Raw genomic sequence first — 25,336 nt, forward strand, 5'->3', positions numbered from 1 at the left:
ATGCTTTCCGCCGAAGGTCTGCAGAAAAGCTTCAAGTCCCGCCAGGTCGTGCGCGATTTCGGCTTCTCCATCCGCGAAGGCGAGGTGGTCGGCCTGCTCGGCCCCAACGGGGCCGGCAAGACCACCTGCTTCTACATGGTGGTCGGCCTGATCGAGGCGGACGGCGGCACGATCAAGCTGGACAAGATGGACATCACCGGCCTGCCGATGCATGCGCGCTCCCGGCTGGGCATCGGCTACCTGCCGCAGGAAGCCTCGGTGTTCCGCAGGCTCAGCGTGGCGGACAACATCCTCGCCGTGCTGGAACTGCGCAACGGGCTGAGCGCGCAGCAGCGCAACAGCGAGCTGGAAAACCTGCTGGACGAGCTGAAGATCGAGCACATCGCCGGACAGAAGGGCGTCAGCCTGTCCGGCGGCGAGCGCCGTCGCGTGGAAATCGCCCGCGCACTGGCCGCCAACCCGCGCTACATGCTGCTGGACGAGCCGTTCGCCGGCGTCGATCCGATCTCGGTCGGCGAGATCCAGCGCATCGTGCGGCACCTCAAGGAGCGCGGCATCGGCGTGCTGATCACCGATCACAACGTGCGCGAGACGCTGGGCATCTGCGACCGCGCCTACATCCTGAACGAAGGCGAGGTGCTGTCACGCGGCACCCCGGCGCACATCCTCGCCGACGAGAAGGTGCGCGAGGTCTACCTGGGCCGCGAATTCCGGCTCTGACATACCTGCCGAAGCGGGTCAACGGCGCGGCCGCGGGCTATGGCTGCAGCCACGGGCACGCGTTACGATGGTCGCGATTCCATCCAACCCCGCCGGCATGAAACCCGCCCTGCAGCTTCGCCTCAACCAGCAGCTGACCCTGACGCCGCAGCTGCAGCAGGCGATCCGCCTGCTGCAGCTGTCGCAGCTGGAGCTGGAAGCCGAACTGCGGCAGATCGCCGAGAGCAACCCTCTGCTGGAATTCGCCGAGGAAGTCGAGGACGACGAGAACGGCGGGACCGAAAGCGAATATCCCGGCAACGAGTCGATCACCGCCAGCGTGCCCGCCGGCGATGAAGCCGGCGACGACACCGACGACTGGTCGGACGGTGGCGGTGTAGCCGAAACGCCGATCGACTTCTCCAGCGCCGGCAGCGGCGCAGGCATGCGTGGCGACGACGATTTCGAGCCACAGAACGCCGCGCCGGAAACCTTGCAGCAGCACCTGCTGTGGCAACTCAACCTCGCCTCCTTCAACCCGCGCCAGCACCTGATCGCCACCGTGCTGATCGACGCGCTGAACTCCGATGGCTACCTGGCCGAAGGACTGGAGCCCGTGCTCGCCGCCCTGCCCGCCGGCTTCAACGCCAGCGTCGAGGAAATCAATGCCGTGCGCCGCCAGCTGCAGGGTTTCGACCCCGCCGGCGTGGGCAGCCTCGACCTGCGCGACTGCCTGCGCGTGCAACTGGAACAGTTCGCCCCCGAGACACCGCAGCGCGAACTGGCGCTGCGCATCGTCGACAGCGAGCTGGAACTGCTGGCGCGCAATGACACCGCCCGGCTGGTGCGGCGACTGCGCGCCAGCGAGAACGACGTGGCCGATGCCGCGGTGCTGATCCGCAGCCTCGACCCGCGCCCCGGCGCCGCGCTCGACGCCACACCGGTGGAATACGTCGCCCCCGACGTCTACGCGGTGCGCGAAGGCAGCCGCTGGCGGGTCAGCCTGAACCCGGACGCGCAGCCGCGGCTGGGCCTGAACCAGCACTACTGCGGCCTGATCGCGCGGGCCCACGGCGAGGACGCCAGCTGGATGCGCGGCCAGCTGCAGGAGGCGCGCTGGCTGATCAAGAGCCTGGAATCGCGCGCCGAGACCCTGCTCAAGGTCGCCGAGGCGATCGTGCGGCGGCAGAGCGCGTTCCTCGACTACGGCCCCGAGGCGATGCACCCGCTGGTGCTGCGCGAGGTGGCGGAGGAGGTCGGCATGCACGAGTCCACCATCTCGCGCGTCACCACGCGCAAGTACATGCACACCCCGCGCGGGACCTTCGAGCTGAAGTATTTCTTTTCCAGCGGCGTCTCCACCGAGGACGGCGGCAGCGCGTCGGCCACCGCGATCCAGGCCATGCTGCGCAAGCTGATCGAGGCCGAGGACGCGCGCAAGCCGCTGTCCGACCTGGCGATCGCCGAGGAATTGCAGCGCAAGGGCATCCAGGTCGCGCGCCGAACCGTCGCCAAATACCGCGAGGGGCTGCGCATCCCCACCTCCAGCGAGCGCCAGCGCGCGGGCTGATTGTCGCAGGGGCTGGCCACGGGAACTTGGTTAACGAAAAATCGCTCCCATAACTGCTAAAGGATGATTCACGATCCGCGGCGGCTCCCCACGCCCCGCGCGTCCACCCGCCGCGAAACGCGGCACTGCACCACCAGAGGAGGCGCACCATGCAATTCCAACTCAGCGGCCAGCAGATTGAAGTCACCCCGGCCCTGCGCGACCACGCCACCGCCAAGCTCGACCGCCTCACCCGCCTCGACGACAAATTGAAGAGCCTCGCGATCGTGCTCTCGGTCGACAAGCTCCAGCAACGTGCCGAGGGCACCCTCGGCGTCATCGGCGCCACCCTGCATGCCGAAGCCACCGAGGCCGACATGTACGCCTCCATCGACGTGCTGTTCGACAAGCTGGTCAACCAGCTGCGCAGGTACCGCGAAAAGGTCGCCGACAAGCATCAGCGCGAAACCCGCGAAGAGCGCCAGTACGGCTGACCGCCCCGGGCTCCGGCCCGTCACGGCCCGCCCCGTCCGGGGCGGGCCGTTTTGCCCTCCGGACACGCGCCATCGTCCAAGCTGGCACAATGAGCACACTGCCGCGAAGGTCCACCGGGCCACGGCACGCGGCGCAAGGGACCCAAGGCTTGGATCGGATCAGCGCACGACAGCTCTACGACAGCGTCCACGAACGCATGGCCCTGCGCTGGGTGTCCGGCATGCGCGGGGAATCGCGCGCGCTCGAGCCGGGCGCGGCGCAGGCGCGCCGGCCGTCGCTGATCGGCTACCTCAACGTCATCTACCCGAACAAGATCCAGATCATCGGCTCGGAGGAGCTGAACTACCTCGACGGGCTGGACTCGCGCCAGCGCTGGGAGGTGATGCACAAGATCGCCGCCTACCAGCCGGTCGCGCTGATCGTCACCAAGGACCAGGCCGTGCCGGCCGACCTGCGGGAAGTCGCAGAGGAAACCGACACGCCGCTGTGGATCAGCCCCAAGCGCGGCCACGAGCTGCTGACCTACATGCAGTACCACCTGGCGCGCATGCTGGCGGCAAAGATCACCCTGCACGGCGTGTTCCTCGAGGTGTTCTCGATCGGCGTGCTGATCACCGGCGAGGCCGGCTCCGGCAAGAGCGAGCTGGCGCTGGAACTGATCAGCCGCGGCCACCGGCTGGTCGCCGACGACGCCACCGAATTCACCCTGATCGCGCCGGACGTGATCGACGGCAGCTGCCCCGAACTGCTGCAGGACCTGCTGGAAGTGCGCGGGCTGGGCGTGCTCAACGTGCGCGAGATGTTCGGCCACATGTCGGTCAAGACCTCCAAGTACCTGCGCCTGGTGATCCACCTCAAGCCGCTGCGCGAGGGCGAGGTCAACCTCGGCGACAGCGGCGATACGCTGACCCGCCTCACCGGCGACATCGGCCATCGCGAGATCTTCGACGTGCAGGTGCCGATGATCACCCTCCCGGTGGCCTCGGGCCGCAACCTGGCGGTGCTGGTCGAGGCCGCCGTGCGCAACCACGCGCTGAAGAGCAAGGGCATCGATCCAGCGCAGACCTTCATCGACCGCCAGGCACACCAGTTGCAGCGGCTGCCCCCATGGTGAACGCATGAGCGACGATTTTCCCTTCGCCAGCCAGCGGGTCGACCCGCGCGACATCCACCTGATCGTGCTCACCGGCATGTCCGGCGGCGGCAAGACGGTGGCGCTCCGCGCGCTGGAGGACCTGGAGTTCTACTGCGTCGACAACCTGCCGTCGGTACTGCTGCCGCAACTGGTCGACGCAGCCACCAGCGGTGACCGTCGCGGCCGGCCGCGACGCATCGCGGTGGGCGTGGACGTGCGCAACCGCGGTACCGACTTCGCACACATGCCGACCGTGCTGTCGGAGCTGGCCGTCGCCGGCGTGCAGGTGCACCTGATCTTCCTGGATTGCCGCGACGAGGTGCTGATCAAGCGCTATTCGGAAACGCGCCGCCGTCATCCACTGGCCACCCGCGGCGTGTCGCTGGCCGATGCGATCGCCGAGGAACGCCGCCTGCTGCGCCCGCTGATGGCGATCGCGGAGAAGGTGATCGACTCCAGCGAACTCAACGTGCACCAGCTGCGCCGGCTGGTCGCCACCGGCTACGCACAGGCGACCGAGGGCTTGACCCTGATGTTCCAGTCGTTCGCGTTCAAGCGCGGGCTGCCGCTGGACGCGGACTTCGTGTTCGATGCACGCTGCCTGCCGAACCCGCACTGGCATGCGCACCTGCGCCCGCTGTCGGGCAAGGACAAGCCGGTGCGCGACTTCCTCGACGCCGAGCCGCTGGTGGGCGAATACTTCGCCGATACCGCACGCTGGCTGGACGCCTGGCTGCCGCGCTTCGAACAGGACGACCGCAGCTACGTGACCATCTCGATCGGCTGCACCGGCGGTCGCCACCGTTCGGTCTACCTGGTCGAGAAGCTCGCCGCCCACTATCGCGACCGGCGCGAAGGCGTGCTCACCTTCCATCGCGAGCTCGAGTGATGACCGACCTGCCGCTGCACATCGCCACCGCAGGTCGCCGGACATGAGCGTCGGCGTGCTGCTGATGACCCACGAGGCGGTCGGCCAGGCGCTGATCTCCGCCGTGCACCACGTCATGCCCAGGCTGCCGCTGCGGGTGGCGGCGGTGGAGATCCCGCCGGAATCGGACCCCGACGTGATGCGCCAGCTCACCGTGCGTCATGCGCGCGAGCTCGACACCGGCGACGGCGTGCTGGTGCTGGCCGACCTTTACGGGGCCACACCGTGCAACATCGGCCTGTCGCTGGGCGCGCTCGGCGTACACCTGCACTGCGTCTCCGGCCTCAACCTGCCGATGCTGCTGCGCGTACTCAATTATGCGGAGAAACCACTGGACGAACTGGCCGAGATCGCGGCCAGCGGTGGCCGCGGGGGAATCTTCATCGACCATGCTTGAGCAAGAGATCGTCGTTTCCAACAAGCTGGGGCTGCACGCCCGCGCCTCGGCCAAGCTGGTGCAACTGGTGCAGGGTTTCAAATCCACCGTGTGGCTGGTCAGCAAGGGCCGGGAAGTCAACGCGCAAAGCATTATGGGCGTGATGATGCTGGCCGCCGGCCTCGGCAGCCCGCTGACCATTCGCGTCGACGGGTCCGACGAGGCATCCGCGCTGGCCGCGGTGATCGCGCTGTTCGAGCGCAAGTTCGACGAGGGAGCCTGAGATGCAGGGAATCGGGAATCGGAAATCGGGAATCGGGAGAAGCGGAGCGCGCGCAAGCGCCCCGCTTCCTGCAAGCGCCGTGCTGTCCGCTTTGCCTATTCCCTATTCCCTACTCCCTATTCCCGCGCCTGGCCCCCGAGGGGGCCGGGCGTGAGACACGTCCTCACCGGCACCATCGCTGCGCACGGCATGGCGCTTGGCCGTGCGCGGCTGGTGCAGCCCAGCCGCTACGCGGTCGACACCCGGCCGCTGGCCGAGGACGAGATCGAGGGCGAGCTGGCGAAGCTGCACCAGGCACTGGACACGGCGCGGCAGGAACTGCGCGATTTGCGCGGCAAGCTGCACGGCGCGCTGGCGCGCGAGGTCAACGAATTCATCGACGCGCACAGCCTGCTGCTGGACGACGCCGAACTGCTGCGCGGGCTGGACGACCTGGTGCGGATCGGCCACTACCGCCCCGGCGCCGCGCTGAAGAAGCAGCGCGACCGCCTGTCCGCCGTGTTCGAGGCGATGGACGACCCCTACCTGCGCAGCCGCAAGGAAGACGTCGAGCAGGTGATCAACCGGGTGATCTCCGCACTGCAGCGGCAGACCAGCCCGGAGGAGCGCAAGCTGGCCGCGCGCGTGGGCGAGATCCTGATCGCCGACTCCATCGCACCGGCCGACATGGCGCAGCTGGCCGGCAACGGCCTGCTCGGCGTGGTCGCCAGTTCCGGCAGCGCGTACTCGCACAGCGCGATCCTGGCGCGCAGCCTCGGCCTGCCGATGCTGGTGGGCACCCGCGACGCGCTGTCCAACATCCACGACGACGACCTGATCCTGCTCGACGCCGAGCGCGGCGAGGCGATCGTGCACCCGGCCGCGCAGGACCTGTCGCGCTACCGCGCCTGGCAGCGCGAGGCTGCGGCCGAAGGCCGGCGCCTGGCCAAGCTGGCGAATGCACCCACGCGCACCCGCGACGGCGTCGAGATCGCCCTGCTGGCGAACGCCGAGACGCCGGCCGACGTGGCGATGGCGCGCGCCCGCGGCGCCGACGGCGTCGGCCTGTACCGCACCGAGTTCCTGTTCCTCAAGCACAAGGGGCTGCCGTCGGAAGACGAGCAGTTCATCGCCTACCGCGACCTGGTGATGGGCATGGGCGGCCTGCCGGTGACCATCCGCACGCTGGACCTGGGCGCCGACAAGGCCGACGCCGCCGGGCTCACCCTGCGCGGCGAGGACAACCCCGCGCTCGGCGTGCGCGGCGTGCGCCTGTCGCTGCGCTATCCGGCGGTGTTCACCACCCAGATCCGCGCGATCCTGCGCGCCGCCTGCTACGGCCCGGTGCGCGTGCTGGTGCCGATGGTGACCCAGCCGGACGAGATGATCGCGGTGCGCACGCTGTTCAAGCTGGCGCGGCAGGACCTGAAGCGCGAGGCCATCGACCTGCCGGAGAAACTGCCGCTGGGCGCGATGATCGAGGTGCCGGCCGCGGCGATCAACGTGCGCGCCCTGCTGGAGCACGCCGACTTCCTCGCCATCGGCACCAACGACCTGGCGCAGTACGTGCTCGCCGCCGACCGCGGCAACGACGCGCTGGAGAACATCTACAACCCGTTGCAGCCGGCGCTGCTGCGGTTGATCTCGCACGTGCTCACTTCCGGCCGCCGCGCGAAGAAGCCGGTCAGCCTGTGCGGCGAGATCGCCGGCGACGTGAACTTCGCCGCGCTGCTGCTGCTGCTCGACCTCCACGAGTTCAGCATGCATCCGGCGCAGATCCTGCAGGTCCGGGACCGGCTCGCCACGCTCGACCACGCCTACCTGCGCCGCCACGCCGCGCGACTGCTGAATGCGCCCACGCACGAGCAGGCCGCAGCGATGCTGGCGGAGATCGTTGGCGCGTCCAACCGCTGATTCCTGCGCGTCACACGCCGTCCAGAAACGCATCCAGCAGGGCGCCACGGTACTTCTGGCGGTGCAGCAGCAGCGAGAGCTTGCGCCGCAGGTCGAGGAACGGCGTCTTCAGCGCCTTCAGCCGGCCGGTCGCCAATGCATCGGTCACCGCCACCGCCGGCAGGCAGGCGATGCCCAGCCCGGCTACCACCGCCTGCTTGATCGCCTCGATCTGGTCCAGCTCCAGCACGGTCTCGCCCGGCGGCAACTGCGCCAGCACCCGTTCGCTGGTGGCGCGGGTGGCCGAGCCGGGTTCGCGCAACACCCAGCGCGCACCGGCGAAATCGGCAGGCTTCAGGCTGCGCCTGCGCGCCAGCGGATGCTCCGGCGGCGCACACACTACCAGCAGGTCGTCGCGCCACGGCCGCACTTCCAGCAGCGGATGCGCCACCGGGCCTTCGACGCAGCCGATGTCCAGGCTGTGCTCGAGCATGGCCGCGGCGATCGTCTCGGTATTCGCCACGCGCAGGCGGATCGCCACCTGCGGGTGCGCGCGCACGAAACCGCCGAGCAGCTCGCCGACCAGGTAATTGCCCACCGTATTGCTGGCACCGATGCGCAATTCGCCGCCCAGCGCCGCACCTTCCGCGCGCCCGCGCCGGCCGAACTCGGCATGCCGCTCCAGCAGTTCCTGCGCCATTGGCAGCAGTTCGCGGCCACGCGCATTCAGGCGCAGGCGGCCGCGCTCGCGGTCGAACAGCGGCGCATCCAGCTGCCGCTCCATCTCCGCCACTGCCATGCTGGCCGCCGGCTGGGTCAGGTGCAGCCGCTCGGCCGCGGCACGCACGCTGCCGTGCAGCGCGATCTGCACGAACACCTCCAGCTGGCGCGGGCTGATGTTGATCATCGGCCGATCCTATCAGCTTGCCTGATACATCCAATCATATATTTCAAATTTTCCTGATTGGCATGCGGGCTGACAATGGCGCGGTTGCCGGAGCCCCACGCATGAATACCTCGACCCTTCCCGTTCCTTCCTCGCTACCCAGGCAACGTGCTCCCGGGCTGTTGCTGGCGGTCGCGACCGGTCTGCTGGCGCTGTGGCTGGGCCGCCGCCTGCCGCTGGTCGGCGGCCCGGTGATCGGCATCGTGCTGGGCATCGTGGTGCGCAACCTGCTGTCGCCGGGCGAGCGTTATGCGCCCGGCATCGCGTTCGCCGGCAAGAAGGTGCTGCAGTGGTCGATCATCGCGCTGGGCTTCGGCCTCAGCCTGGGCCAGGTGGCGAAGACCGGCCTCGAATCGCTGTCGGTGACCCTGGTGACGATGACGGTGGCCTTCGTCAGCGCCTGGGCGCTGGGCCGCTGGCTCGGCGTGCACGACAAGCTGAAGATCCTGATCGGCGTGGGCACCGCGATCTGCGGCGGTTCGGCGATCGCCGCGGTCACCCCGATCATCCGCCCTGACGACCACGACACCGCGTTCGCGATCTCCACCATCTTCCTGTTCAACCTGGTCGCCGTGCTGCTGTTTCCCTTGCTCGGCCACCTGATGCAGCTGTCCGACCTCGGCTTCGGCCTGTGGGCCGGCACCGCGATCAACGACACCTCCTCGGTGGTCGCCGCCGGCTACAGCTACAGCCACGCCGCCGGCGACTACGCCACCATCGTCAAGCTGACCCGCGCCACGCTGATCATCCCGGTCTGCCTGGTGCTCGCCTTCGCGGTCGCCGCGCGCGAGAAGCGCAAGCACGCCGAAGCCGGCAGCGTCGGCCAGTTCAGCCTCGCCAGCATCTTCCCGTGGTTCATCCTGTGGTTCCTGGTCGCCTCGGCGCTGCGCACCGCCGGCCTGGTCCCGCTGGCGATCCAGCCGGCCATCCACCTGCTGGCCGAGTTCCTGATCGTTGTGGCGCTCACCGCGATCGGCCTGTCCGCCAACCTGCGCAAGATGGCCGCCAGCGGCGCGCGGCCAATCCTGCTGGGGCTGGGCGTGTGGATCGCGGTGGCGGTGAGCAGCTTGCTGGTGCAGTGGGTGATCGGGCAGCTTTGACGTCACGCATGGCCCAACGTCCACCCTGAACGCGGCGGACGACATCCGCCAGGCATGCGCTGCTGGAGCGAGCACCCTCAAGAGCCGCCCAGCTGCAGGAATACAGCCGATTTACGATCGTCCAGCGGAAGTGGAGAATGCGGGAGGCGTGGCGGCCCGTCGGCAATGGCGTGACGCGCCTGCTTCATCCTTGCCATCGGCCTTGCGTGCACCTGCTGCGTCTTCCACACCTGACGAAAAGGAATGAATCATGACAATGCAAAGAGTTGTGTTATCGCTCGCGCTTGGTGCCAGCCTTGCAACCGGATTTCTGCTCGCGGCAACTCCGGGCAAGGCTCTTGCACAAGACAACTGGCCAAGCACCAAGGTTGACGCGCCGACACCGAAGGTGGCGGGCATGCCGCCGGCACTCGCCAAGAACCTGGCCAACTTCGACGATCTCGATTTCCACGTCTACACCGGGCAGCAGTGGGAAAACCTCCACAGGAGCCACGACAAAAACATCGTCGTGCACTACCCGGATGGCCATACCACCAAGGGTATTCCGGACCACGTCAAGGAACTGAAATTCATGTGGACCTTCGCGCCGGACAACCGCATCACCCAGCACCCCATAAGGTTCGGCACGGCGGATGCCCAATGGACGGCTGTCGCTGGATTTCTCGATGGCACGTTCACCAAGCCGATGGTGATGGCCGACGGCACGGTGATTCAGCCCACCGGCAAGGCATACCATCTGCCGATGGCGACCCTGGGACACTGGAACAAGCAGGGCCTCATGTATGAGGAGTATCTGTTCTGGGACAACGCCACGCTGATGCGGCAAATCGGGGTCGGCAAATAGTTGCGGGCAAGCTCGCACCCGCGATTCGCCGCGGCGGCGAGCTTGCGAACGTGGCGACTCAGGCCTTCCCCTGCTCCACCAGCGTCAGCGCCACCTTGTCGCGCAGGTACACCGGCAACGCCAGCTCCGGTGCCTGCACGTGGCCGGCCTTAAACTCGCGCATGGCCAGCTCGGCAACGTGCGCGGCTTGCGGGTAACGCAAGCCATCGGCGGAATGCAGGGTGCCGGTGAGGCGCTGGCTCAGCACGGGGGCGTAGGTGGCCCAGCCGGTGCCGACGACCTGCCACGTGCCGGCTTCGGGCAGAACCAGCGTCCCGGCGGTGCAGATGCGTTCGTCGTCCAGCGCGATCAGGCCGCCGTTGTCGTCGCGGCGGTAGCAGGCGGCGTAGATCTCGCCCATGCGCGCGTCGATGACGGCGAGGATCACGGTGCCGTCTTCCTCCGGCGCTTCCAGCGCCAGCGCGGCGAGCGAGGAGACGGTGACCACCGGCAAGTCCAGCGCCAGCGCCATGCCCTGCGCCAGCGACACGCCCAGGCGCACGCCGGTGAACGCACCGGGACCGCGGCCTACCGCGATCGCGTCCAGCGCGTGGCGGCCGAGGCCGGCCTCGGCCAGCAGTTCGTCGGCCATCGGCAGCACCAGTTCGGTGTGCCGGCGCGGCGCGATCTCGCTGCGGGCGATCAGCTCGTCGCCGTGGATCAGGGCGACGGAGCAGGCTTCGGTGGCGGTTTCGATCGCGAGCAGGTTCATGGTTGGCCCATGATAGCGGCTGGCGGCTCGGTCGACGTGGGCACGTAGGCGTACCAGTCGATGCGGCGGGTCAGGTACATCATCAGGCCCACCATCGCCAGCAGCACCAGCGCGCCGATCAGCAGCGCGTACTGCTCGGCCGCGATCAACCCGTACAGCATCGCGTAGATCAGCCCCAGCACGCCGCCCAGCAACAGGCCGGCGCGCCGCGCGCGCAGCACCCCCATCATGTAGCCACCCACCAGCACGGCCACCGCGGCCGCCGCCAGCGCATACGCCGCTCCGAAGCCGATCTGCTCGGACAGCGCCAGCAACACCACGTAAAACGTGGCCAGCGCCACGCCGACCAGGAGGTATTGCAGCGGGTGCACGCGCTGCCGCTTGAGCACCTCGAACAGGAAGAACGCGACGAAGGTCATCGTGATGAACAGCAGCCCGTATTTCCCCGCGCGCACGTTGCGCTGGTACACGTCGACCGGCTGGTACAGCTGCACGCCGAAGGTCGATGCCTGCAGCGCCGGGATCATCGCGGCATCGTTGTCGACCCAGTGCTGGCCATAGCTGCGGTTGAGATCGAGCAGGTGCCAGTGCGCGTTGAAGCCGCGGGTATCGATGGCGTGTTCCAGCGGCAGCGCCGCGCCGACGAAGCTCGGATCGCGCCACGGCGCGCGCATCGTCACCCCGGTGCTGCGCGCCAACGGCAGCAGCTGCAGCGCCTCGGTGCCGGCCAGCTTCAGGTCGACCTGCACGTCGATCGGTTGCCCGCCCAGCGCTTCCAGGTCGATCGGCACCACCACGGTCGGCCACAGGCCGAGCCGCTCGGCCGACGACTCGAAGCGCGCCGGCTGGCCGTTGATGCGCAGCTCGCTCACCTCCTGCAGGCCGCGCAGGTCACCGACCGGCAGCCGCAACTCGGCCTTGCCGCCCTGCCACCGGGCACTGCTGCCCTGGCGATAATGGGCGAGGTCCTGCGCACGGAACTGCGCGTCGAGCTTCACCGTGGCGACGAATACCGGCGCGGTATAGATGCCGTAGCCACGCATCTGCACGTCCATCGCCACATCAAGCCGCAGCGCATCCGCCAGCAAGCTCTCGCTGCCGGCCTGCCACGGCGCCGCCACCATGCCTTCCATTGGCATCGGGCGCACGGTCGGCACCACCAGCACCGGGCCGCCCAGCACCTGCCGGCCACCCCACCCCTGCGCAATCTGCGCAACCGCCGTCTCGCGCAACTGCTGGCGTCCATTGACCAGCCCGTTCACCTGCAGCAGCGGTATCGTCATCAGCAACGCCAGCACGCCGATGCCCAGCACCTTCGCCATCACTGTCTGTGTCCATCGCATCATCTCGCGCTCCCCGGATCGGAGCCCCGATCAGAACAGCCGCAACGGCACCGGCGCGGGCAACGGCAGTCCGGCAACGGGCCGCAAGATGGCGCATCGATGACGGCGAAACTGCGCACCAGCGGCGCGGTCATTCCGGGACCGGTCATTCGCGCGTTCGAATCGAACCCGGCATGGATCTCGCCGCACGCAAGGCCCGGAACTCCACGCGCGAAGCAACCGGGCCCCGCCGTCGAGCTATTCCGCCGGCGCGCGACGGTTCATGCCGGCTGGTAGATGGCGGCCATGGCGCCAGAAGCGAAGGGAGTCACGCTGACCAGGCGCAGGTCGACCGGGCTGCCCAGTGCGCAGAACAGTGGCTGGCCCTGGCCCAGCACCACCGGATGGATGACCAGTCGATATTCGTCGATGAGGCCGGAGGCAGCGAGGCTCTGGGCGAACCGGGCGCCGCCATGCGCCAGGATGAAATGGCCCGGCTGTGCCTTCAGTCGGAGGATTTCCTCCGCGAGATCGCCGCTTGCCACGGCGGGTTCGGCCCAGGACTTGAGAATCGCCGCCGTCGGCGTGACGCCATGCCGCTGTGCATTGCGTGCTTCTGCTGCGGTGAGCGCCGCCGTCGTCCGATCCGCCTGCAGGCCGTGCTTGATCCCTTGCCGCGAAAAAACGACCTTGGGAATGTCGTTCATCGGCGGAGCGATCGTCATGTCCGAATACGGCCAGAACGCCGCCATGTCGTGATAGCTGCGGCTGCCCATGATGTGCACGCCGGCCCCGCCAAGCGTATCGAGCACCCACGCCGTTGAATCGGCGCCCCCGGCTGAGCGGAATATCCAGTCGGCCTCGCCGTCCGGTCCGCAGACAAAGCCGTCCAGGGAGACGGACATCTTCAACACCAGCTTTCTTTTCGTCGCCGTTGCAGTAGCCATGATTCTTCCTTGGTCCTGTGACGGTGGCTGGAACCAGGGTGACCAGGTGCATCGGGCCTATCACAGAGCCACGGCGAACGGCGGGAGCACGTTTCGACAATCGGTTGCGTCGACCGACCTGATCCGCGGTCGAAAGCGGGCATCGAGCAGCCGTCGGATGCAGCCCCGACACGCCCCGGTGAAACACGATCAGCCGATCATCAACGATGCGAGCACCCTCGGGCCGCTGGCCAACCGACCCGGCCATCGACGGCCGGACCTACCGCTGACTCCCTGCCGGCAACTACTTGAGGTAGCTCTTCAGCACGGCAAGCACCGGCAGCAGTTCGTCCTGCCGTTTCGTGTTGCCGCTGCCGGCCACGTGGGAACGCAGATGACCCTCCATCACCTGCAGGATCAGGCCGTTGACCGCGCCGCGCACGGCGGCCAGCTGCTGCAGCACGGCGCCGCACTCCTCATCGCCTTCGATCGCGCGTTCGAGCGAAGCCACCTGGCCACCGATACGGCGCACCCGGGCGACCAGTTTCTTCCGGCTTTCCTGGATGTGGGACATGGCGATCGCCCTTCGTTCGTATACTATGGGGGAGTATATCGCCAGAGATCTAACCATGCCCGCGCCCGACGCCTCTCCGTTCACCCACAGCCACCAGTTCAACCACGTCGACACCAGGGCGGAGCGCAACACGCGGCACGTGGTGTTCATCACGGCGGCGATGATGGTGGTGGAGATCACCGGCGGCTACTGGCTGAATTCGATGGCGCTGTTGGCCGACGGCTGGCACATGAGCTCGCATGCGCTGGCGATGGGCCTTTCCGTGATGGCCTACGTGCTGGCCCGGCGCTACGCGAAGGACGGCCGGTTCGCGTTCGGCACCTGGAAGATCGAGATACTCGGCGGCTTCAGCAGCGCCCTGCTGCTGGCCGTGGTCGCCGCGCTGATGATGGTGCAGTCGCTGGAACGCTTGTTCGTGCCCGCCGTGATCCACTACGACGACGCGATCCTGATCGCGGTGCTCGGCCTGGGCGTCAACCTGCTGTGCGCGTGGCTGCTGAAGGGCGAGCACCATCACGGGCACGGGCACGATCATCCGCATGGGCATGATCACGGGCATGACGGCCACCATCACGACGTGAACCTGCGCGCGGCCTACCTGCATGTCGTCGCGGACGCGGCGACCTCCGTGCTCGCCATCGTCGCGCTGCTTGGCGGCAAGCTTTACGGCGCCGCCTGGCTCGATCCGGTGATGGGCATCGCGGGTTCGATCCTGGTCGCGCGCTGGGCTGTCGGCCTGCTGCGCGAATCCGGCCGGATCCTGCTGGACGCCGAGATGGACCAGCCGGTGGTCATGGAAATCCGCGATGTGGTGAAGGAACATTTTCCGACGGCGGCCATCAGCGACCTGCACGTCTGGCGCGTCGGTCGCGAGAGCTACGCCTGCATCCTGGCGCTGGTCGCCAGCACGGCCATCGACGCCGGAGAGGTCCGCCGGCAGCTGGCCGTCCACGAGGAACTGGTGCACGTGACGGTCGAGGTCGCGCTGGCCTGAGCCAACCTCGTGACAGGCGGAGGAGCCCCTGCTTCGTTTCGTAGGGCGGGCACTGCCCGCCGGTCTCTACTTCGCATGCCGGGCCGAAGAGCGGCGGGCAGTGCCCGCCCTACGAAGCTGCGCTTGCGGTACCGAAGAAGGCCCGCACATCGGCCAGCTCGCGCGTGCGCGGCATCGACGGCAGGCTGGCGAGGAACAGCTTGCCGTAGCCCTTGCCGCTGAGGCGCGGATCGCACAGCGCCAGCACGCCGCGATCGTGCACGCTGCGGATCAGCCGACCGGCGCCCTGCTTCAGCGCGATCGCCGCGCTGGGCACCTGCCAGCCCATGAACGGATTGATGCCTGACTGTTCCAGCGCGGCGAGGCGGGCCATCAGCACTGGATCGTCGGGCGCGGCGAACGGCAGCTTGTCGATCACCACCACGCTGAGCGCTTCGCCGACCACGTCGACGCCCTCCCAGAAACTGGCCGCGCCGAGCAGCACGCCATGGCCGCTGGCGCGGAACTCCTCCAGCAACCGCGGCCGTGGCGCGGTGCCCTGCACGAACAGCGGCCACGGCACCTTGTCCTGCAGCAGCTCGGCGGCGCGGCGCAGCGCGCGGTGCGAGGTGAACAGCAGGAAGGCGCGGCCACTGGATGCGTGCAGAACGGGCAGCAGCGCCTCGATCACCTTGTCGGTGTAATCGCGCGCGTTCGGGTCGGGCAAGCCCGGCGGCAGGTAGCACAACGCCTGGCGTGCGTAGTCGAACGGACTTTCCAGGCTCAGCGTCTGCGGCTCGTCGAGGCCGAGCTGGCGCGCGAAGTGGTCGAAGTTGCCGGCCACCGACAGCGTGGCCGAGGTGTGGATCCACGCCGCCTGGGTGCGCTCGCGCAGGCCGCGCATCGGCGCCGCCAGGTCCAGCGGCGTGGCGTACAGCGCGAAGCCGCGTGGAAAGGTTTCGTACCAGCGCACGTCGTGGTCGCCGTGCGATTCGACGATGCGGTCCAGCCGCTCGGTGAAGAGTTCGGCGCGTTCGTGCAGGTTGGCGAAGCCGCACGAGCGCTCGGCCTGCGAGGCCAGCAGCTCGGCCAGCGTGGCCAGCAGTTCGCGCAGATCGTGCAGCGGACCGCGCACGTCGGCGCGATCCTCCAGCAACTGGAACGCGCCGCGCGCGGGCAGCGGCTCCAGCGCCAGGCGCAGCTTGCGCAGCGCGTCCTGCAGCGCCTCCACCGGCTCCAGCAGCAGGCCGATCGCACCGGTGACGCCGCTGCATTCGGTCAGCGCATCCTGCGCCATGTCGCTCAGCTGGCGCGCGCTGACGCTCTGCGAGAAGAACTGGCCGGCCAGTTCGGGAATCTGGTGCGCCTCGTCCAGGATGAAAGCCGCCGCCCCCGGCAGGATCTCGCCGAAGCCCTCCTGCTTCAGCGCGAGGTCGGCGAACAGCAGGTGATGGTTGACCACCACCACGTCCGCCTCCATCGCCTCGCGGCGCGCCTTGAACACATGGCAGTCGTCGTAGAACGGACACTCCACGCCGAGGCAGTTCTCCGGCGTCGAGGTGACCCGCGGCCACAGCGGCGACTCCTCCGGCACCTCGGCCAGCTCCATCCGGTCGCCGCGGCGGGTGCGTGCCGACCACGCGCGGATCGTCGCCAGCTGTGCCGCCTGCGTGCGCTCGAAGCTGGCGCCTTCCCTCACGGTCTGGTCGAGCCGGTACAGGCACAGGTAGTTGGCGCGGCCTTTCAGCAAGGCGGTCTTCAGCCGTGTGCCGAGCACCGAGCGCACCTTCGGCAGGTCGCGGAAATACAGCTGGTCCTGCAGCGCCTTGGTGCCGGTGGAGATGATCACCCGCTCGCCCGACAGCAGCGCCGGCACCAGGTACGCATAGGTCTTGCCGGTACCGGTACCGGCCTCGGCAATCAACGTATCGCGCCCGGCGACCGCCTGCTGCACCGCGCGTGCCATCGCCTGCTGCGCCAGCCGCGGCGCGAAATCCGGCAGCTCGCGCGCGAACGGGCCGTCGGCACCGAGCAGGGCGCCGACGTCGTCGGACTCGGTGTCATCGAGGTCGTTCATCCGCCAAGTATGGCGGAGCGGCAGCGCACGGCAAAACGACGGCTGTCCGCATCCACGCTCCCCGTGGCGGCGGCGATGCCAGGGGCCGCGGATCGGGCAGCCGGCATGTGGCCCGCTCTCAGTAGCGCGGGACTCCGGCCTTGTGGCACTGCCCGACCCACTTGCGCGCGGTCTCGGCGCCGGCCGGGTCGCGCGCCTGCAGGCGCATCTCGGCGATGGTCTGCCAGTTGCGCGCGCACAGCGGCCCCAGCCTGGGACCGAGCGACCACGACTTGTGGGCCAACCTCTCGGCGGCGGAGAAATCCTTCAGGCGCACCGCCATCTCGGCACGCTCCTGCAGCAGGTCGGGCGAATCCGGGCTGAGTTTCAACGCCTGATCCAACGTGGCCGCTGCATCGGCGTACTTGCCACTCTGCTCGTCGTACCTGGCGGCGTCCTGCAGCGCGGTGACGCCAGGGTCGCGCAACGCATGGACGTCGATGACGGATTTTTCGCGATCGCCGGCGGCACGGATCGCCGCAACCTGGTCGTAGGTCGGCAGCGGCGGCCGGGTGTCCGCTGGCGGCGGCGTGGTGGCGAACATGCCGCAACCGGTCAGCACGCCGGCAGCCAGCAGCGAAAGGGAACGCAGGACAGGGGAACGCATGATCAATTTCCGTTCGGAGTACTGGGCGCGGGACCTGCCGCGCCGGTGGCGGTGGGATGGTCGCTGCCGCCGAACAGGCTCTGGATGCCCTGCCAGAAGCAGCCCTCGGTGTCGGCCGACAACGTGCCCTGGATCACCGGCACCTGCTGCGCGCCCGAGCACTGCGATTCGGTGCGCTTGCCGCTGGAGGGGTTGATCCACGCCATCTCCAGCCCTTCGCCGGGCGCGGCCGACAGTGGCGTGGTCGGCAGCTTGGTGAACAGGTCGCGCCATGCGCGCAGGGCGCCCGTGGCGCCGAACAGGGTGGTCGGCTTGTTGTCGTCGCGACCCATCCAGAACACCGCCAGGTGATCGTCGGTGAAACCGGCGAACCAGCTGTCGCGCATGTCGTTGCTGGTGCCAGTCTTGCCGGCGGCATGCAGCGAGGCAAGCGCGGAGTTGCCGAGCGCGCTGGCGGTGCCGTACTCGGCCACCTGCTGCATCGCCCAGGTGGTCAGCCGCACCGCTTCCTGGTATTCGCCGCGGCCACCCTGCACCTGGTAGCGCTTGATCGTGCGACCGTTGCCGTCGAGCACGCCGCGTACCGCCACCAGCGGCAGCGCATGGCCGTCGGCGGCGAGGTACTGGTACAGCTGGGCCAACTGCAGCGGCGACAGGTCGAGCGCGCCGATCAGCAGCGACGGGCTGGGATTGATGTCGCCGATGCCGAACGATTTCAGGAACGCCTGGATCCGCGGCAGCCCCACCTGCATGCCCAGGTGGATCGTCGCCAGGTTCCACGAGTGCGCCAGCGCATCGACCATGATCAGCGGGTCGTGGCTGCGGTGATCGTCGTTCTGCGGCGTCCAGTAGCTGCCGTCGGGCTGGCGCAGACTGACCGGGCTGTCGTCCATCATGCTGGCGAGGTTCCAGCGCTCCGGCTGGGTCAGCGCGACCAGGTAGACGAACGGCTTGACCGTCGAGCCGATCGGCCGGCGTGCATCCATCGCGCGGTTGAAGCCCGGGTCGCCCGGGATCTTGCTGCCGATCATCGCCAGCACGCTGCCGCTGTGCGCATCGGTCACCACGCCCGCCGCCTGCACGCCGTCGCCGCGCTTGCCGAGGCCTTTCAGCGCGCTGGCGACCGCCTGCTCGGCATACAGCTGGGCGGCGGGGTCGAGCGTGGTGAAGATCGACAGGTTGCCGTCACGCAGCGCCTGCTCGTCGAAATCGGCGGTGATCTGCGTGCGCACCAGGTCCATGAAGGCCGGGAAGCGGTTGTGCGGCAGCTGGCCGTTCTGCACGATGTCCAGCGGCGCGGCCTGCGCGGCGTTGAGCTGCGCGGCATCGATCAGGTGGGTATCGAAGAATTCCTGCAGCACCAGGTTGCGCCGGGCCAGCGCACGCTCCGGCGCGCGGCGCGGATCGTAGTAGCTCGGCCCCTTCACCATGCCGACCAACAGCGCGACCTCCTGTGGCCGCAGGTCCTCCAGCCGCCGCCCGAAGTAGAACTCCGCCGCCGCCGCGAAACCATGCACCGCCTGGCCGCCCTGCTGGCCGAGGAAGACGTCGTTGACGTAGGCCTCGAGGATGCGCCCCTTGCTGTAGTGCGCCTCCAGCAGCAGCGACATCAGCGCCTCGTTGATCTTGCGCGTGAAGTTCTGGTCGCGGTTGAGGAACAGGTTGCGCACCAGCTGCTGGGTCAGCGTGGAGCCGCCCTGCACGGTATGCCCCGCGCGCAGGTTGGCGAACGCCGCGCGCACGATCGCGCCGATGTCGATGCCGATGTGATGCTTGAAGTCGCGGTCCTCGACCGCTTGCAGGCCACTGACCAGCAGCGGCGGCACGTCGGCCAGGTGCACGAAGCGGCGCTCCTCCTGGGTGGCGCCGTACAGCGTGGCAATGCGCGCCGGATCCAGGTGCGCCAGCTCGATCTTCTTGCCGCTGGCGACGTCCTGCACCGACTGCACCACGCCGTTGCCGAGGGTGACGCGGATCCGCCTGGGCAGCTCGCCACCGTCAGGCCCGGCATAGCCGCGCGAGGAAACCGTGAAGCGCGCGCCGTCCTTCGCCCAGCTGCCGGCAACCTGGCCCCTGCCGTCGTTGCTGTAGCCGGCGAAGGTCAGCTCCAGCTCCAGCGCCGCCGGTTTCATCGGCAAGCCGGCGGCCAGCGGCAATGGCCGCGCGTAGACCCGGGTCGGCACCGCGAACACCAGATCGTTGAAGCGTTCCTGCACCCGCTTGTTCAGCACCAGCGTGTACGGCAGCACGAAGCCCACCAGCAGGCCCGCAGCGACCCACAGCGGGATGCGCAGCCAGGGCCAGCTGCGGCGCGCGAGCAGGCGAATGCGGGTCATCGGGGCCAACGTGGGGGAATCCGGCAATCAAGTAGGTCGATCATAGGGCCTGCTACCCGGCGGGCATCTGAACGCGACGGCCGGTTTCGGGGCAAAACGCGGGCCGTGCGGGGCAGCTAGCGTGACGACACCCACATCGCGGGCTCGGGCCGGAACGGCCGCGGATGGATGCCCAGCACGCGCTGCAGTTCGCCGTTGTCGGCGACCAGGTCGCTGTCCAGCCGGCTCAGCGGTCCGCGCAGCGGCGGCAACGCGCGCTGGCCGAGCCGCAGCAGCCACGCCGGCAGCGGCAGCGGCACGGTGGGCCGCGGCAGGCTGCGGCGCACCCGCGCGAACATCTCGGCGGAGCGCAGCCGCTCGCCGCCGCCGATCGGCAGGATCCGCCCGGCCGCGGCCGGGCATTCCAGCACGGCCAGCACCGCCTGTGCGATGTCGTCCGCATGCACCGGCTGGCGCAGGCCGCGGCCGGCCGGCAACGGGAACAGCCGCAGCCGCATCGCACGGCGGGCGATCGGGGTGAGGCTCTTGTCCAGGCCCGCGCCGTAGACCAGGGTGGGCCGCAGCACGGTCCAGGCACAACCGTGGCGTTCGCAGGCAGCGGCCAGCGCAGCCTCGCCTTCGCGCAGCTGGCGCGCGACGGCACGCTCGGCCGGCACGCTCGACTCGCGTTTGGTCTCGGCGCTCATCGAACTGGTGGCCACCACTCGCGGCGCATCGGCCAGGGCGGCCTGCGCCAGCCAGTCGGCCAGCTCTTGCAGCGGGCCGAAACTGATGATCGCCGACAGCGGCGGCACTGCCGGCACGCGGTCGGGCAGCGTGCCCTGCAGCCATGCCATCCCGGCGTGCGCGGGCCGCTGCCGCCGGCTCAAGGCGAGCACCGGCTCGCCGCTGGCGAGCAGGCGCGGCAACAGGAAATGGCCGATCTGGCTGCTGGCGCCAAACACCAGGATCGTCATGCCGCGCTCACCCGCCACCTTGCAGGCGGACGCCCAGATCAAGCACGCGCGGGTTGGACGGCGCGAGCTTGCTCGCGCGCTGCAGAGACTGGCGGGCACCGGTCCGGTCGCCTCGCGCCAGTTGCTGTTCGGCCTGGTCGAGCCATGCGCCGGCCAGCCGGTTGCCCAGCGCGCCCTGCGCGGCGTCGCCCGGCGCCAGTTCCGCGAAGCTCGCCAGCAGGTCACCGGCCTTGCCCAGCTCGCCGGCGGCGAGCGCCTGGTTGAACTGCCCCTCGACCCGGGTGGGCAACGCCTGCAGGCCGTGCAGCGCCGCCTCGTCGTTGCCGTCGATCGCCAGCGCGCTGCGGTACAGGTCGTACGCACTGTCGCCGGGCGGCATCAGGATCGCTCCGTTGTTCGTGGCCAGCTGTGCGCGCTGCACCAGCAGCGCCACCGCCTCTTTCTGCTGTGGCGACACGGCAACCGGGGCGACCGGTGCCGGTGCATGTTCCGCAGCTGCGGGGGTGGCCGGCGCCGACTTCACCGCAGACGCCTTGTCCAACCTTGCCCGCGCCGCGGCGAGGTCAGCCGATTTCGGCGCCAGTTCCTCCGCCTGCCCGAGCAGCTTCGCCGCCTGCGCCGTGTCGCCGTCGTCGAGTGCGGCATTCGCCTGCACGGTCAGCGCCTGCGCCACCCTGCCGAGGCCGTCGCGCGCCTGGGTGTTGTCCGGATCGAGCTTCAGCGCGGCCTGGAAATGGGCCAGCGCGGTGTCGTCGCCGCTGCCGGCGATGCGGCCCGCGCGCAACGCGTCCTGGCCCGCCTTGAGCACGGCCTCCAGCGCGCTGTTGTCCTGCTTGCGCGCCTGCGCCTGCAACGCGCGCAGCGACGGCAACGCGCCGTTGTTCGGCTGCAACGCGGCCAGCTGCTCGATGCTGGCGTCGGCCGTCGCGGCGTCTTTCGCATCGAACGCATTGCGCGCCTGCACCGCCAGCGCGTAGCCGACCTGGTCCAGGCCATGGGCCGCCACCGCGTTGTCCGGGTCGGCGCGCAATACGCGCTGGTACAGCGCGCCGGCACCGTCGGGGCCGCTCAACTTGCCGGCGGCGAAGGCCTGCCGCGCCTGGTCGACCAGGTCCACCGTCTGCACCTGCCGTGCGCGGGAGCCACTGATCGCGCGGTCGAGCCGGTCGACGTCGCTGCCGCCGCCGAGCAGTTCGCGGGCCACCGCAGCCTGCTGCGCGGCCTGGGCCAGGTTGCCCGCCTGCAGCGCCGCATCGGCCTGCGCCAGCTCGGCCTGGCCGACCTGGCGCAGCCCGTCGCGGGCGCGGTCGTTGTCCGGTTCCAGTGCCGCGGCGGCCTGGAACAGTTCGCGCGCGCTGGTGCCGTCCTGGCCGTCCAGACGGCCATCCTGCAATGCCCGCTGCGCCTGCGTCAGCACGGTGTTGAAGTCGGTACGCGGCAGCATGCCGCGCAGGCGGTTCTGGTTGAACCAGAGCACGCCGGACGCCGCGATCAGCAGCAGCAACAGCGGCAGCAGCCAGCCGCGGCGACGGCGGTGGCGACGCGACACCGCCTGGCCGCCATGCGCACGGCGCGGCTCGACCGACACCGGCGGCAAGCCGTCCGCGATCGGCGCGCGCGGCGCATCCAGGCGATCGATGTCCCCCAGGGTGGGCTCGGTGCGCCCGGGTGGATGTGCTTCGTGCTGGTCTCGGCTTCGGCTCATGGTCCGTGGCGGTGAAGGCTGACGCTGAAGCTTAGCATCGGGCCGTCTGCCGCCATTTGGCAGACCCATGGGCATTGCGCGGTCATTCAGCCGACGCCGACCCGGCGCACGTCGAGCACGTTCGGCAACGCCAGCAGCTTGCCGAGCAAGGTCGACAGCTGCTCGAAATCGCGCACGCGCAGGGTGAAGCGCATCTCCACCTCGCCGGTATGCACGAACAGCCGGCTGGACGAGGCGATGATGTGGGTGCCGGCGTTGCTGACCACGCTGGTGACATCCTTCTGCAGGCCCTTGCGGTCGTAGCCGCGCAGTTCGATGTCGACCTCGTAGGCCTGGCTGGCGGCGTTGCCCCAGCTCACCTCGATCACCCGGTCTGGATCGCGCCGGGCCAGCCGCGCCAGACTGCCGCAGTCGGCACGGTGCACCGACACGCCGCGGCCCTTGGTGACGAAGCCGCGCACCGGATCGCCGGGCAGCGGCTGGCAGCAGCGCGCCAGCGTGGTCAGCAGGTTGCCGATGCCTTCGATGCGCAGCGCGCTGTGGTCGAGCGTGGCGTGGCGCGAGGCCACCGGCGCGCCCGACTGGGTGACTGCGGGCGGCTCCGGCGGCTGCGCCGCCTCCTGCAGCACGCGGGCGACCTGCCCAGGGGTGACCTCGCCCAGCGCCAGCGCCACCAGCAGCTCGTCGTGGTTCTTCAGGTGGAAATGCGCCGGCAGCCGGCTCACGTCCGCCTGGGTCAGCGCCAGCCGCTTCAGCTCACGCTCGAACATGCCGCGGCCGGCCGCCACGTTGGCGTCGTGGGCGATCTTGCGGAACCACGCGCGCAGCTTGTCCTTGGCCCGCGCGGTGTTGAGGTAGCCGTGATGCGGCGACAGCCAGTCGCGGCTGGGTTCGGCCACCTTGCCGGTGAGGATCTCGACGCGGTCGCCGCTCTGCGGCTGGAACGTCAGAGGCACGATGCGGCCGTTGACCTTGGCGCCGCGGCAGCGATGGCCCACTTCGGTATGCACCAGGTAGGCGAAGTCCAGCACGGTGGCGCCGCGCGCCAGGTCGAACACCTCGCCCTTCGGAGTCAGCAGGTAGACGCGGTCTTCCAGCAGCTCGGTCTGCAGCTCCGCGGCCAGCGTGCTGTCATCCTCGCCGCGCGGCTCCAGCAGCTTGCGCATCCAGGCGATCTTCGCCTCGAACTCGGCGTCGCCGCTGCCACCCTCCTTGTAGCGCCAGTGCGCGGCCACGCCCAGTTCGTTGGCCCGGTGCATGGCGTGGGTGCGGATCTGCACCTCCAGCGTCTTGCCTTCCGGCCCGATCACTGCGGTGTGCAGCGACTGGTAGCCGTTCGCCTTGGGCCGCGCGATGTAGTCGTCGAACTCGCCAGGAAGGTGCGGCCACAGCGAATGCACCACGCCCAGCGCGGCATAGCAGTCGGTGATGCTGTCGACCAGCACGCGCACCGCGCGGATGTCGTACAGGTCGGAGAAGTCCAGCGCCTTGCGCTGCATCTTCTTCCAGATCGAATAGATGTGCTTGGGCCGGCCGGCCAGTTCAGCCCGGATGCCCGCCGCCGCCAGCGCGCGCTGCAGTTCGGCCAGCGAGTCGCGGATGAACGCCTCGCGGTCGGCGCGCCGCTCGTCGAGCAGGTCGGCGATGCGCCGGTAGGTATCCGGCTGCAGATGGCGGAACGCCAGATCCTCCAGCTCCCACTTCAGCTGCCAGATGCCGAGCCGGTTCGCCAGCGGCGCATGGATGTCACGGGTGAGCCGCGCCAGCGCCTGCCGCTCGCCTTCGGGCAGCGCCGCCGCCGCGCGCATCCGCGCCAGCTGCCGCGTCAGCAACACGAACACCACGCGCAGGTCGCGCACGATCGCCAGCAGCAGCCGGCGCAGGCCCTCGGCCGCACCCTGTGGCGGCCGTTGCGCATGCAGCGCCCACACCTGCTCGGCCGCCTGCTGGCCGTCCACCAGCCGCTGCAGTTCCGCCGGCAGCCCGGCGCGGCGCGCCGCCCACAATGCGGGATCGACCCGGGCCAGCTCGAACCACAGCGCCGCCGCCTGGGTCTGCGCATCGCAGCCGAGCACGCCGAGCAGGTCCAGCACGTCGGCGCACTCGGCCGCCGGCACCGGCTGCCCGGCGCACGCCCGCAGCGCCTCGGCCAACTGCGGCGGGAGGGCACCCGCGCGATCACGCCAATCGGACAGGCTGGAGGATTTGACGGTCTGGGCCATGATGCCGGAGTGTCTGCTGCTGCCGATCATAGTAGCCGGCGGGCGCGCCCATCATGGCTGCGACATGGCCGGCGTCTGGCGCGAAGGCGGCTCGGCGCGCAGAATCGTCTGCATTCCACTGCCCCGAGGGTGCATCCATGTCGATCCGCCGCCACCTGAGCCTGCCGCTGTTGCTGGCATTGCCGCTGTACTGCCTGGGCGCGCACGCCCAGGACACCGCCAGCCTGCAGCAGCGCATGGGCAGCGCCGAATTCAAGGCCGCCGGCCTGGACAAGCTGTCGGCGCAGGAACTGCAGAATCTGGAGAACTGGCTGAGCACGCACGACAAGGCGACCACGCGTGTCGTCAGCTCCAGCGGCAAGCCGGTGTTCTATCCCGGCGACCAGAAACGCAGCACCATCGAGACCCATGTCGTCGGACACTTCGATGGCTGGAACAAGCAGCACCAGTTCACCTTCGCCAACGGCCAGCAATGGGAAGTGACCGACGAGGAACCCCACTCCTGCCAGCCGACCGAAAATCCCGAGGTGAAGATCAAGCCATCGCTGATGGGCTTGTGGCTGATGTACGTGCCATCCTGCTACGAAAACGTACACGTCAAGCGGGTGCGCTGACAGCGAA

23 protein-coding genes are annotated in these 25,336 nt (G+C 69.3%); 12 read left to right on the top strand and 11 right to left on the bottom strand.

Annotated features, from left to right (window positions below; genetic code table 11):
• The 8 genes from lptB to ptsP all read left to right on the top strand — a co-directional run bounded on the left by lptB (position 1) and on the right by ptsP (position 7,358).
• Positions 1 to 720 carry an LPS export ABC transporter ATP-binding protein gene (lptB, locus tag AC1Q5A_RS01520; protein WP_492697557.1) on the top strand — a complete coding sequence of 240 codons (720 nt, stop codon included), beginning with the start codon at positions 1 to 3 and terminating at the stop codon, positions 718 to 720.
• A gap of 97 nt (positions 721 to 817) precedes the next feature.
• Positions 818 to 2,269, top strand: a complete 1,452-nt coding sequence (locus AC1Q5A_RS01525) for an RNA polymerase factor sigma-54 (protein WP_492697559.1) — start codon at positions 818 to 820, stop codon at positions 2,267 to 2,269.
• A gap of 149 nt (positions 2,270 to 2,418) precedes the next feature.
• Entirely contained in the window at positions 2,419 to 2,742 is a 324-nt protein-coding gene (gene hpf / locus AC1Q5A_RS01530; RefSeq protein WP_492697561.1) for a ribosome hibernation-promoting factor, HPF/YfiA family, read from the top strand.
• Positions 2,743 to 2,891: 149 nt separating this feature from the next.
• Positions 2,892 to 3,857 carry an HPr(Ser) kinase/phosphatase gene (hprK, locus tag AC1Q5A_RS01535; protein ID WP_492697563.1) on the top strand — a complete coding sequence of 322 codons (966 nt, stop codon included), beginning with the start codon at positions 2,892 to 2,894 and terminating at the stop codon, positions 3,855 to 3,857.
• 4 nt (positions 3,858 to 3,861) lie between these two features.
• Positions 3,862 to 4,767: an RNase adapter RapZ gene (rapZ, locus tag AC1Q5A_RS01540; RefSeq protein WP_492697565.1), complete on the top strand. Its 906-nt coding sequence runs from the start codon at positions 3,862 to 3,864 to the stop codon at positions 4,765 to 4,767.
• Between the two features lie 43 nt (positions 4,768 to 4,810).
• Positions 4,811 to 5,203: a PTS sugar transporter subunit IIA gene (locus AC1Q5A_RS01545; RefSeq protein WP_492697569.1), complete on the top strand. Its 393-nt coding sequence runs from the start codon at positions 4,811 to 4,813 to the stop codon at positions 5,201 to 5,203.
• On the top strand, positions 5,196 to 5,465 hold the full coding sequence (locus AC1Q5A_RS01550) for an HPr family phosphocarrier protein (protein ID WP_492697571.1): 270 nt from the start codon (positions 5,196 to 5,198) through the stop codon (positions 5,463 to 5,465). The genes AC1Q5A_RS01545 and AC1Q5A_RS01550 overlap by 8 nt, the downstream gene beginning before the upstream one ends.
• Before the next feature lie 150 nt (positions 5,466 to 5,615).
• Positions 5,616 to 7,358 (top strand): phosphoenolpyruvate--protein phosphotransferase, encoded by a 1,743-nt coding sequence (ptsP, locus tag AC1Q5A_RS01555; RefSeq protein ID WP_492697573.1) that lies wholly within the window; start codon positions 5,616 to 5,618, stop codon positions 7,356 to 7,358.
• Positions 7,359 to 7,368: 10 nt separating this feature from the next.
• Here the strand turns inward: ptsP and AC1Q5A_RS01560 are convergent, their stop codons facing one another.
• On the bottom strand, positions 7,369 to 8,244 hold the full coding sequence (locus AC1Q5A_RS01560; RefSeq protein WP_492697576.1) for a LysR family transcriptional regulator: 876 nt from the start codon (positions 8,242 to 8,244) through the stop codon (positions 7,369 to 7,371).
• 101 nt (positions 8,245 to 8,345) lie between these two features.
• On the opposite strand from AC1Q5A_RS01560, the gene AC1Q5A_RS01565 reads away from it, so the two are divergent.
• A complete protein-coding gene (locus AC1Q5A_RS01565) occupies positions 8,346 to 9,383 on the top strand; it encodes a YeiH family protein (RefSeq protein WP_492697579.1) in 1,038 nt (345 codons plus the stop codon).
• 250 nt (positions 9,384 to 9,633) lie between these two features.
• A complete protein-coding gene (locus AC1Q5A_RS01570) occupies positions 9,634 to 10,227 on the top strand; it encodes an ester cyclase (protein WP_492697582.1) in 594 nt (197 codons plus the stop codon).
• Positions 10,228 to 10,285: 58 nt separating this feature from the next.
• On the opposite strand, the gene tsaB is transcribed toward AC1Q5A_RS01570, so the two are convergent.
• The 4 genes from tsaB to AC1Q5A_RS01590 form a co-directional block, all read right to left on the bottom strand.
• Positions 10,286 to 10,978 (bottom strand): tRNA (adenosine(37)-N6)-threonylcarbamoyltransferase complex dimerization subunit type 1 TsaB, encoded by a 693-nt coding sequence (gene tsaB / locus AC1Q5A_RS01575; protein ID WP_492697584.1) that lies wholly within the window; start codon positions 10,976 to 10,978, stop codon positions 10,286 to 10,288.
• Positions 10,975 to 12,324, bottom strand: coding sequence for a cell envelope integrity protein CreD (gene creD, locus AC1Q5A_RS01580; RefSeq protein WP_492697586.1), 1,350 nt, complete (start codon positions 12,322 to 12,324; stop codon positions 10,975 to 10,977). Before creD ends, tsaB begins: the two co-directional genes overlap by 4 nt.
• 257 nt (positions 12,325 to 12,581) lie before the next feature.
• Positions 12,582 to 13,247: a dihydrofolate reductase family protein gene (locus tag AC1Q5A_RS01585; RefSeq protein ID WP_492697588.1), complete on the bottom strand. Its 666-nt coding sequence runs from the start codon at positions 13,245 to 13,247 to the stop codon at positions 12,582 to 12,584.
• Between the two features lie 283 nt (positions 13,248 to 13,530).
• Positions 13,531 to 13,800 carry a metal/formaldehyde-sensitive transcriptional repressor gene (locus AC1Q5A_RS01590; RefSeq protein ID WP_492697589.1) on the bottom strand — a complete coding sequence of 90 codons (270 nt, stop codon included), beginning with the start codon at positions 13,798 to 13,800 and terminating at the stop codon, positions 13,531 to 13,533.
• 55 nt (positions 13,801 to 13,855) lie between these two features.
• On the opposite strand from AC1Q5A_RS01590, the gene dmeF reads away from it, so the two are divergent.
• Entirely contained in the window at positions 13,856 to 14,794 is a 939-nt protein-coding gene (dmeF, locus tag AC1Q5A_RS01595) for a CDF family Co(II)/Ni(II) efflux transporter DmeF (RefSeq protein WP_492697591.1), read from the top strand.
• Between the two features lie 109 nt (positions 14,795 to 14,903).
• On the opposite strand, the gene yoaA is transcribed toward dmeF, so the two are convergent.
• From yoaA to AC1Q5A_RS01625, 6 genes are all read right to left on the bottom strand, one after another.
• The gene (gene yoaA / locus AC1Q5A_RS01600) at positions 14,904 to 16,850 is read right to left on the bottom strand and encodes a DNA repair helicase YoaA (protein ID WP_492697593.1); all 1,947 of its coding nucleotides are present in this window, start codon (positions 16,848 to 16,850) and stop codon (positions 14,904 to 14,906) included.
• Positions 16,851 to 16,968: 118 nt separating this feature from the next.
• Complete coding sequence (locus AC1Q5A_RS01605) at positions 16,969 to 17,496, bottom strand: tetratricopeptide repeat protein (protein ID WP_492697595.1); 528 nt, start codon at positions 17,494 to 17,496, stop codon at positions 16,969 to 16,971.
• A 2-nt stretch (positions 17,497 to 17,498) separates the two neighbouring features.
• Positions 17,499 to 19,841 (bottom strand): penicillin-binding protein 1B, encoded by a 2,343-nt coding sequence (gene mrcB / locus AC1Q5A_RS01610; RefSeq protein ID WP_492697597.1) that lies wholly within the window; start codon positions 19,839 to 19,841, stop codon positions 17,499 to 17,501.
• A 107-nt stretch (positions 19,842 to 19,948) separates the two neighbouring features.
• A complete protein-coding gene (locus tag AC1Q5A_RS01615; protein ID WP_492697599.1) occupies positions 19,949 to 20,788 on the bottom strand; it encodes an SDR family oxidoreductase in 840 nt (279 codons plus the stop codon).
• 7 nt (positions 20,789 to 20,795) lie between these two features.
• On the bottom strand, positions 20,796 to 22,493 hold the full coding sequence (locus AC1Q5A_RS01620) for a hypothetical protein (RefSeq protein ID WP_492697600.1): 1,698 nt from the start codon (positions 22,491 to 22,493) through the stop codon (positions 20,796 to 20,798).
• A gap of 86 nt (positions 22,494 to 22,579) precedes the next feature.
• On the bottom strand, positions 22,580 to 24,715 hold the full coding sequence (locus AC1Q5A_RS01625; RefSeq protein WP_492697602.1) for a bifunctional (p)ppGpp synthetase/guanosine-3',5'-bis(diphosphate) 3'-pyrophosphohydrolase: 2,136 nt from the start codon (positions 24,713 to 24,715) through the stop codon (positions 22,580 to 22,582).
• A gap of 137 nt (positions 24,716 to 24,852) precedes the next feature.
• On the opposite strand from AC1Q5A_RS01625, the gene AC1Q5A_RS01630 reads away from it, so the two are divergent.
• The gene (locus tag AC1Q5A_RS01630) at positions 24,853 to 25,329 is read left to right on the top strand and encodes a hypothetical protein (RefSeq protein ID WP_492697604.1); all 477 of its coding nucleotides are present in this window, start codon (positions 24,853 to 24,855) and stop codon (positions 25,327 to 25,329) included.
• Positions 25,330 to 25,336: the final 7 nt, after the last annotated feature.

The organism is Rhodanobacter sp. GW835-FHT13D09, assembly GCF_058793995.1.